General features: G+C 73.0%; 8 protein-coding genes. 5 read left to right on the forward strand and 3 right to left on the reverse strand.

The features are described 5' to 3' along the window. A partial coding sequence (locus MPTA5024_RS42835) for an RNA polymerase sigma factor (protein WP_036331246.1) occupies positions 1-1,109 on the reverse strand: 1,109 nt, incomplete at its 3' end. Between the two features lie 306 nt (positions 1,110-1,415). On the opposite strand from MPTA5024_RS42835, the gene MPTA5024_RS31320 reads away from it, so the two are divergent. From MPTA5024_RS31320 to MPTA5024_RS31335, 4 genes are all read left to right on the forward strand, one after another. Next, complete coding sequence (locus tag MPTA5024_RS31320; protein ID WP_084370161.1) at positions 1,416-2,522, forward strand: ABC transporter ATP-binding protein; 1,107 nt, start codon at positions 1,416-1,418, stop codon at positions 2,520-2,522. After that, the gene (locus MPTA5024_RS31325) at positions 2,519-3,193 is read left to right on the forward strand and encodes an ABC transporter permease (protein ID WP_036331247.1); all 675 of its coding nucleotides are present in this window, start codon (positions 2,519-2,521) and stop codon (positions 3,191-3,193) included. The genes MPTA5024_RS31320 and MPTA5024_RS31325 overlap by 4 nt, the downstream gene beginning before the upstream one ends. Continuing rightward, positions 3,190-3,876, forward strand: coding sequence for an ABC transporter permease (locus tag MPTA5024_RS31330; RefSeq protein WP_036331248.1), 687 nt, complete (start codon positions 3,190-3,192; stop codon positions 3,874-3,876). Before MPTA5024_RS31325 ends, MPTA5024_RS31330 begins: the two co-directional genes overlap by 4 nt. Positions 3,877-4,103: 227 nt before the next feature. After that, entirely contained in the window at positions 4,104-5,021 is a 918-nt protein-coding gene (locus tag MPTA5024_RS31335) for an ABC transporter substrate-binding protein (RefSeq protein WP_036331249.1), read from the forward strand. A gap of 63 nt (positions 5,022-5,084) precedes the next feature. On the opposite strand, the gene ligD is transcribed toward MPTA5024_RS31335, so the two are convergent. Then, positions 5,085-6,038, reverse strand: coding sequence for a non-homologous end-joining DNA ligase (ligD, locus tag MPTA5024_RS31340; RefSeq protein ID WP_036331250.1), 954 nt, complete (start codon positions 6,036-6,038; stop codon positions 5,085-5,087). Between the two features lie 100 nt (positions 6,039-6,138). Here ligD and MPTA5024_RS31345 point away from each other — a divergent pair, with 100 nt between their 5' ends. Further along, the gene (locus MPTA5024_RS31345; protein ID WP_332310645.1) at positions 6,139-6,621 is read left to right on the forward strand and encodes a flavin reductase family protein; all 483 of its coding nucleotides are present in this window, start codon (positions 6,139-6,141) and stop codon (positions 6,619-6,621) included. 4 nt (positions 6,622-6,625) lie between these two features. Here the strand turns inward: MPTA5024_RS31345 and sppA are convergent, their stop codons facing one another. Then, on the reverse strand, positions 6,626-8,317 hold the full coding sequence (gene sppA / locus MPTA5024_RS31350) for a signal peptide peptidase SppA (RefSeq protein ID WP_036331251.1): 1,692 nt from the start codon (positions 8,315-8,317) through the stop codon (positions 6,626-6,628). Positions 8,318-8,562: the final 245 nt, after the last annotated feature.

The raw sequence follows: 8,562 nt of genomic DNA on the forward strand, positions 1-8,562 counted from the left end.
GCCGTGTCCGCGGCCATGTCCGCAGCCGTGCCGGCCGGGCTCGCCGTGAGGCCGGGCGCCCGGAAGGCGTCGAGGGCGCCGGCCGGGCCGGGAGCCGCCGGGGCGGGGTCCACGGCGGGGGCGGCCGTCTCCGGGGCGTCGGCGATCGGGGCACCGGCGGCCGGGGTGTCGGCGACCGGGGCGGGAAGGGCCGGCCCTGACGGGCGCCTCCTGCGGGTGCGGCCCTCGCCGAGCGCCGCGAGGAGTGAGCCGCGCAGCTTCGGCATCGGCTCGGTCGTCGCCTCGTGCCTCGCACGGCGGCGCGGCTCGGCCGGGGTTCCCGCCGGGGCCGTCGCGGCGGATCCGTCCGCCGGGGCCTCGGGCGTGCCGATGGTGCCGGCCTTGACCACGATCGTGCTGCTGGCCGGGTTGGGGTCGCTCAGCGGGAGCGGCCACGTCGGCGGGGTCGGCCAGAGCCTTTTGGTGGGCAGCGCCGACGAGGGCGCCGCGGGGACGGGGTCCTCGTACGGCAGCGCCGAGAGCACCCGGTCCCGGACGGCGGCGGCCGGGCGACGCCAGGGCAGGCGGGCCAGCACGTCCTCGATGGGGGCGACGCCGATCGCGTCGTACACCTCGGCCACCCCCGCCGCCAGGAACGGCGCCGACCTGGCGGCCGTCACGGCCGTCTCCAGCGTCTGGGCGAAGCGGCGCCGCGCCCCGCCCGTGAGCTCGTCGGCGGTGTCGAGCGCCACGTCGAGCACGACCGCGAGCTCGGGCGTGACCAGGCCGCAGACGGCCGACAGCAGGAGGACCTCCCGCTGGTGCGGCCGGATGTCCCGGAAGACCCGCTCGATCAGGGCGGTGGCGGGGTCGGCGACCGAGTCGACGGCCGGGAGGGCGTAGCTCACGTCCCGGCGGTAGATCTCGCGGCGGGCCAGCGCGTACAGGACGGCGCGGGGCGGCGGCTCCACGGTCGGGACGGCGGTGAAGACCGCGACGACCGCGTCGCCGGCCGAGGCCGTCTCGCCGAGCTGGTCGTGGCAGTACGCGAACAGCCCTGCGGCGTGACGCTCGTAGAGCTCGGCGATCAGCTCGCTCCGGGAGCGCCGACCGGTGAGCGATGGTGTCACGACCGGCTCCCTAGTGGTTCGTTGCGAGGGGCTGGAGTGGGGCGTGTGGGTAATCATGCCAAGACAACCCGTGGCACCGCACTACCAGATGCCCTATTGATAGATATTCAGTCAGCGAGCACGCGGACCGTTCAGGCGGTTCGCACCCGGCCCGGAGGGGACAGAGGGGGTGTCCCGGCCGTAATCTAATCGGAAGGTCGTTTTGCCCATCGGCGCGGCCAGGGGGTAAAGAGGCATTCTGCGGGAAGAGCCGTGGCGCTCGCGCTGTTGCCGTGATCACCGACTTGCGAAGGGCGAGGTCCCCCGTTGATCACATTCGAAGGCGTCACCAAGCGCTACCGCGACGGGACGGTGGCGGTCGACGACCTGAGCCTCGAGGTGCCCACGGGCGCAGTCACCGTCTTCGTCGGGCCCTCCGGATGCGGCAAGACGACCTCGCTGCGCATGATCAACCGCATGATCGACGCCACCTCGGGGCGCATCACGCTGGACGGCCGCGACGTGCGGGAGATCGACCCGCCCACGCTGCGCCGCGGCATCGGGTACGTCATCCAGCAGGCCGGGCTGTTCCCGCACCGCAAGATCGTGGACAACGTCGCCACCGTGCCGTACCTGCTGGGCTGGGACAAGAAGAGGGCCCGGGCCCGGGCGATGGAGCTGCTGGAGCGCGTGGGGCTCGACCCGGCGCTGGCCGGCCGGTACCCGTTCCAGCTGTCCGGCGGCCAGCAGCAGCGCGTCGGCGTGGCGCGGGCGCTCGCGGCCGACCCGCCGGTGCTGCTGATGGACGAGCCGTTCAGCGCCGTCGACCCCGTCGTGCGGGCCAGCCTCCAGGACGAGCTGCTCCGCCTGCAGTCGGAGCTGCGCAAGACCATCGTGTTCGTCACCCACGACATCGACGAGGCCATCAAGCTGGGCGACACCGTGGCCGTGCTGCGGGTCGGCGGCAGGCTGGCGCAGATGGCCGGGCCGGCGACGCTGCTCACCGAGCCGGCGGACGACTTCGTGCGCGGGTTCCTCGGGCGCGACCGCGGCATCCGGCGGCTGTCGTTCATCTCGGCCAAGGAGGTGCGGCTCGACCCGGCGCCGGGCGAGCTGGCCGTGGACGAGGACGGCCGTCCCCTCGGCTGGCGCACCGGCGGCGGCCTGTCGTCGTTCGGGACCTTCGACCCGGAGGCCGACTCGCTGCGGGCCGCCCTGGACGCCGCGCTGCTGTCGCCGAACGGCACGGCGGTGGCGGTCGACGGCGACGGCCGGGTCCGCGGCGTGGCCCGGCGGGAGGCCCTCGACGAGCTGTTCGGCGCGTACGCCGACGGGGTGCCCGAGCAGGCCCGCCGCTTCCACGAGCAGCACCCCACCCCGGGCGGCGAGAGCCCGCCGGAGGGCGGGGCCGAGACCGGACGGGCGGGGTCATGAACGGCGAGCCGCTGGTCCGGTGGGACTGGATCGCGCGCAACTGGGCCAACGGGGACCCGTCCGCCATCAGCACGCTGCTGCTGGGCCACCTGGTCATGGCCTTCCTGCCGGTGGTGCTCGGGCTCGTGGTGGCGCTGCCGCTCGGCCTGGCCTGCGTCCGGTGGCGGTGGCTCTACCAGCCCACCGCGGCGCTGATGAACGTGACGTACTCCCTGCCGTCGCTGGTGCTGTTCTCGATCTTCCTGTCGATCACCGGGCTCACCCGGACGACCGTGGTGATTCCGCTGACGTTCTTCGCGCTGGCCGTCCTGATCCCGTCCGTGGTGGACGGGCTGACGTCGGTGCCCGACCACGTGCGGCAGTCGGCCGTCGCCATGGGGTTCCGCCCGGCGCGCCGCCTGCTCCTGGTGGAGCTGCCGATCGCCGTGCCGGTGGTGCTGGCGGGCCTGCGGGTGGCCACCGTGTCGAGCATCAGCCTCGTCAGCGTCGGCGCGCTGATCGGGCAGGGCGGGCTCGGCAACCTGTTCATCGACGGCTGGCAGCGGCAGTTCTACACCCCGATCGTCGTGGGCATCGCGCTGATCGTGCTGCTCGCGGTGGCCGCCGACGGCGTGCTCGTGCTCGCCCAGCGGCTGCTGACCCCCTGGTCCCGGGCGAGGAGGACGGCGTGAACTGGCTGGTCGGCTTCTTCGGCGACTCCGCCAACTGGTCCGGCCCGGACGGCATCCCGACCCGGCTGCTGGAGCACCTGGAGTTCTCCGCGGCCGCGTTCCTCATCGCCGCCGTGGTCGCCGTACCGCTCGGCATGCTGATCGGGCACACCGGCCGCGGCGCGCTGCTCGTCGTGGTCTCGGCCAACGCGGCCCGCGCGCTGCCCACGCTGGGCCTGCTCGTGCTGGTCGTGCTGCTGATCGGCGTCGGCACCGTGCTGCCGGTCCTCATCCCGCTGGTCGTGCTGGCCGTCCCGCCCATCCTCGTGAACACGTACGAGGGGGTGCGCGGGGTGGACGCCGACCTGCGCGACGCCGCCTACGGCATGGGCCTGCGCGGCCGGCAGGTGCTCTTCCAGACGCTCACGCCGGTGGCGCTGCCGCTGATCCTGCTGGGCCTGCGGCTGGCCGCCATCCAGGTCGTCTCGACCGCGACGGTCGCGGCGTTCGTGGGGCTGGGCGGGCTCGGCCGCTTCATCATCGACGGCCTGGCCACCAAGACCTACTCCAGCGTCATCGGGGGAGCGGTGCTCGTGGCGGCCCTCGCGCTGGCCGTCCAGCTCGCCTTCACGCTGCTGGACCGGCTCGTGGTCTCGCCGGGCGTGCGCCCCCGCGCGGAGCGGGGAGCGGACGCCGCCCGGTAGCCCACGGCGGCAGGCGGCCTGCGCCGAGAGGGATGAGCGCGTCAGGCCGGGGCAGAGGGCGCAGGTTCCGGTCACCCGATTTTGTCGGCCTTGTGTGCTACTCCTAGGTGGCTAGTCTGGGCCACGGCCGCGTGCCACCCGTGGCCGATCGGGGTGAAGGGGAGGAGGCGCACGTTGGAACGTCCGCTAATCTCCTATTTATCTCCCAAAAATGAAGGGATTGCACGATGAGACGCATCCTTGGCGTCGCGGCGGTCGTCCTGACCGCGGCGCTTTCGCTATCTGCGTGCGGGGGCTCCGACCCGTTGACCTCCGCCACCCCCGCCGCGCCCGCCTCATCGGGCGGCGCCGCCGGCTCCTCCACCGTCGTCGTCGGCTCGTTCAACTTCCCCGAAAGCGTCCTGCTGGCCTCGATCTACGCCCAGGCCCTCAAGGCCAAGGGCGTCACGGTCGAGGAGAAGCCCAACATCGGCAGCCGCGAGGTCGTCTTCGACCAGGTCAAGAGCGGTGGCCTCACGGTCCTGCCGGAGTACATCGGCTCCCTTCTCGCCTTCGTCGACAAGAACACCACGGCGAAGACCAAGGACGAGATCGTCGCGTCGCTCAAGGAGAAGCTGCCCTCCGGGCTTGAGGTCCTGGAGCCCGCCGAGGCGCAGGACAACAACTCGCTGACGGTCACCAAGGAGACCGCCACGAAGTACAAGCTGACCACGATCGACGACCTGGCCAAGGTGTCCAAGGACTTCGTCGTGGGCGGGCCGCCGGAGTTCAAGGAGCGCCAGGAGCAGAACTTCAAGACGGTGTACGGCCTGGAGTTCAAGCAGTGGAAGCCGACCGGTGACACGACCGCCGACGCCATCAAGAGCGGCACGGTCCAGGTGGGCAACGTGTTCACGACCGACCCGAAGATCGTCCTCAACGACCTGGTGCCGCTGCAGGACAACAAGAACGCCTTCGGCTCGGAGAACGTCACGCCCCTCGTCTACAAGGCGGGCGTGAACGACGCCGTCGTGTCCACCCTGAACGCGGTCTCCGCGAAGCTCGACACCACCACCCTGGTGTCGCTGATGAAGCGGGTCGCGGTCGACAAGGACGACCCGCCGGCGGTGGCCAAGGACTGGCTGACCCAGAACGGCCTCGGGTAACCGAGGTGGACGAGGGCCGGCTCCCCGACGGGAAGCCGGCCCTCTCCGCTTTCGCCGGGCTCGTCAGGCGCCGCGGCGGGCGCGGGCGCGGCGCTTGCCCTCGTGCATGGCCTGCACCCGGGCCACCGGGATCGTGTGGCCCTCCGCGATCAGGTCGGCGGGCAGCGTCTGGGGTCCGGGCATGTGCTCGGCCCAGGGGTCCCCGCCGCCGAGCAGCCCGGGGACGGTCCGGATCGTGAAGTCCTTCGGAGAGACGCGGTCGAGGTCCTCCCAGGCCACCGGGAACGACACCGGCACCCCCGGCCGCACCCGCGGGCTGTAGGCCGCCACGACCGTCGCCCCGCCGGCCCGCGTCGAGTCGAGGAACACCTTCCCGCCCCGGTCCTCCCGGATGAACGCCGTCGTGGCGAGCGCCGGGTCGAGACGCTCGGCCCGCGCGGCGAGCGCCCGGGTGGCCGCGGCCACGTCCTCCACGGGGATCGCCGGGCCGATCGGCACGAACACGTGCACGCCCTTGGCGCCGCTGGTCTTCACCGCGCCCGCCAGTCCCGCGTCGGCCAGCGCCTGGCGCACCAGCAGGGCGGCCCGTACGGCGAGGGGGAACGCGTCCCCTTCCGGAGGGTCGAGGTCGAGCACGAGATGCGTGGGCCGCCCCCACTCGTCCGACCGGAACAGCGCCGGGTGGTACTCCACGGCCCTCTGGTTGGCGAACCACAGCAGCGTCCGGCGGTCGTCGCACAGGGCGTAGGCGACCTCCCGGCGCGAGCTCTCCGCCCACATGGTGACGGTCCGCACCCACTCCGGGGCGTACTTGGGCACGTTCTTCTGCATGAACGGCTCCTGGCCCTGGCGGACCCGGATCACCGAGAGGGGACGGTCCCGCAGGACCGGGACGACGCGGTCGTGGACGGCGTCGAGGTAGTCCACCAGGTCGCGCTTGGTCGCGTCCGACGCGTCGAACAGCGGCTGGTCGAGGTTCGTGAGCGACACCCCGTCGCGCGCCTCATCCGTGGTCATCCGATCACCATGCCCCGGCCTGGACCCGGCCAACCCTCCGTTCCCCGCCTCCGCGCCGGGGACGGCATGATGAACCGCGGGAGACGAAGGAGGCCTGACCGTGGGGGGTTCGTTCACCGAGGCGATGGCGCAGCTGGCCGCCGGGGTGGGGGTGGTGACGGTCAGGGACGACCGCGACGACCTCGGGACGACGGTCGCGACGCTGATGTCGGTGTCGCTCGACCCGCCCCTCGTCCTGGTCAGCCTCGCCTCCGCGGGCTACCTCGCCGAGGTGCTGCTGCGCCGCGACCTGTGGGCGGCCACGCTCCTCGCCGACGGTCAGCAGGCGGTCGCGTCCCGGTTCGCGACGCCCGGCAGGCCGAGCGCGCGGCTGCTGCTGGCGGGCGTCCCCCACCACCGCGGGGAGCGCACGGAGGCGCTCGTGGTGGACGGGGGAGTCGCCGCCGTCGAGGTGGAGACGGTCCGCGTCGTCCCGGCCGGAGACCACACACTGTTCGTCGGCGCGCTCCTGTCCGTGGACTACGTCGACGCGACCCGCGCCCCCCTCGTCCGCCTCCGGTCCCGCTACCGCCCGGTGACGTGACCCGTCAGCGGATGGTCCACCAGCCGGGCAGCACGAGCGGGCCGTACGAGGGCAGGTTCAGCTCGCCGGCCAGGCGCGCGAGCGGGCCCCACGCCTCCAGGCGCACCCGGGCGAGGGCCGCCGACCGGTCCTCGCTCGACTCCGCCGGCCGCAGCCGCTCCAGCGGGTGCAGGCGCGGGTAGGTCCGCACCGGCGCGTCGACGGCCAGGCCGGCCTTCTTGCGGGCCAGGGCCAGCGCGTCCTCCAGGCCGCCGAGCTCGTCGACCAGGCCGTTCCCCGAGGCGTCGGCGCCGGTCCAGACCCGGCCCCTGGCCAGCTCGTGGGCCCGCTCCCGGCTGATGCCGCGGCCCTCGGCCACCTTGCCCACGAAGTCGTCGTAGATCCGGTCCAGCCACGCGTTGACCCGCGCCCACTGGGCGTCGGAGAACTCCCGGCTCGTGGAGAACATGCCGGCGTTCGCCCCCTCGGTCACCGCCTCGGTGACCACGCCGAGCTTGCCGAGCAGCTCGCCGACGACGGGCTTGCCGCCGAAGACGCCGATCGAGCCGGTCAGCGTCCCGGGCTGAGCCACGATCAGGTCCGCGGCCATCGACACGAAGTACCCGCCGGAGGCGGCCAGGTCGCCCATCGAGACCACGACCGGCTTGCCGGCCCTGCGGGCCAGCACGACCTCGCGCCAGATGGCGTCCGAGGCGACGTACGACCCTCCAGGGCTGTCCACCCGGAACACGATGGCGCGGACCTTCTCGTCGCGGCGGGCCGAGCGCAGGGCGGCGCTGATCGTGTCGGAGCCCATCGCGCCTCCGCCGCCGAGCGGGGAGCGGCCGCTGCGGCCCAGCCGGATCATGCCCGTGCCGTGGACCAGGGCGACCACGTCGCCGCCGGGGTGCGGCAGCCGTTTGGCAAGAGCGGTCTTGGCGTACCGGGACACGTACAGGAGGTGGGCGTCCGCGCCGACCGTCTCCTCGTAGACCTCGTCGCGGTACTTGAGGGCGTCCACCAGACCGGCCTCGACGGCCTCGACGCCGATGAACGGGCCCTGGTCGATCAGCTCCCGCACCCGGGCCGGGTCGAGCGAGCGGGCCTCGGCGATGCCGGACGTGATCTGCTCCGTCACCGACTCGGCGATGCGCCCCGCCGACTCCCGGTGCGGTTCGGTCATGTGGTTCTGCGTGAAGGTGTTGGCCGCGGTCTTGTACTCGTGCCGCTGGCCGAGCTGGTACTCCACACCGGCCTTCGCCAGCGCGTCGCGCAGGAACCGCTGCTCCAGCGCGATGCCGGTGAGCCCCACGTCGCCCGACGGCTGGAGGTAGACCCGCTCGAACGCGCTCGCGAGGTAGTAGGGGACGGTCCCCGCGCCGAACTCGCCGAACGTCTCGGCGAACGCGACCGTCCGCTTGCCGGCGGCCCGGAGCTTCAGCACGGCCGTGCGGAGCTCCTGGACCATGCCGAGGCCGAGGGGGTTGCCGCCGATCTTCACGATGAGGGCGGTGACCCGGGGGTCCTTTCTGGCCCGCTTGAGCCCGGACAGCACGTCCGCGAGCCGGGCCTTGCGCATGGACAGCAACGCGCCGACCGGGTCGGCGGGCGGTCCCTCTGACAGTCCCTCGGTGAGGTCGAGTTCGAGCACGAGCGGTGCGGTACGGCGCTGCCGCAGCTTGTCGACGGTCTCCAGGATCGTCCTCGTCGCGTCCATAAATGCCACCATAAGCGAAGGTTTCTTCCCTGCTACCTCCCTTGGGCAACGCGTCTCCCCGAAGTCACGCCGGTCACGCGAGGCCCGGCGAACGGGGCCGGCCCCCGCGTGCCGAGGCGCGCGGGGGCCGGGTGGGGGGGTGCCGATCGAGGGCGTGACGATCTAGTTGAGACCGGTGGACATGGCGGTGATCAGCTCACCGTTCGCGGTGTCGCCGCTCGCCTCCCAGAAGAAGGCGCCGCCGA

This window comes from Microbispora sp. ATCC PTA-5024 (assembly GCF_000511135.2).
Lineage (GTDB): Bacteria > Actinomycetota > Actinomycetes > Streptosporangiales > Streptosporangiaceae > Microbispora > Microbispora corallina.

Bases quoted from the DNA above. Each gene is read 5' to 3' on its own strand.
- MPTA5024_RS31325 (WP_036331247.1), top strand. From the start codon at position 2,519: ATGAACGGCGAGCCGCTGGTCCGGTGGGACTGGATCGCGCGCAACTGG.
- MPTA5024_RS31335 (WP_036331249.1), top strand. From the start codon at position 4,104: ATGAGACGCATCCTTGGCGTCGCGGCGGTCGTCCTGACCGCGGCGCTT.
- ligD (WP_036331250.1), bottom strand. From the start codon at position 6,038: ATGACCACGGATGAGGCGCGCGACGGGGTGTCGCTCACGAACCTCGAC.
- sppA (WP_036331251.1), bottom strand. From the start codon at position 8,317: ATGGACGCGACGAGGACGATCCTGGAGACCGTCGACAAGCTGCGGCAG.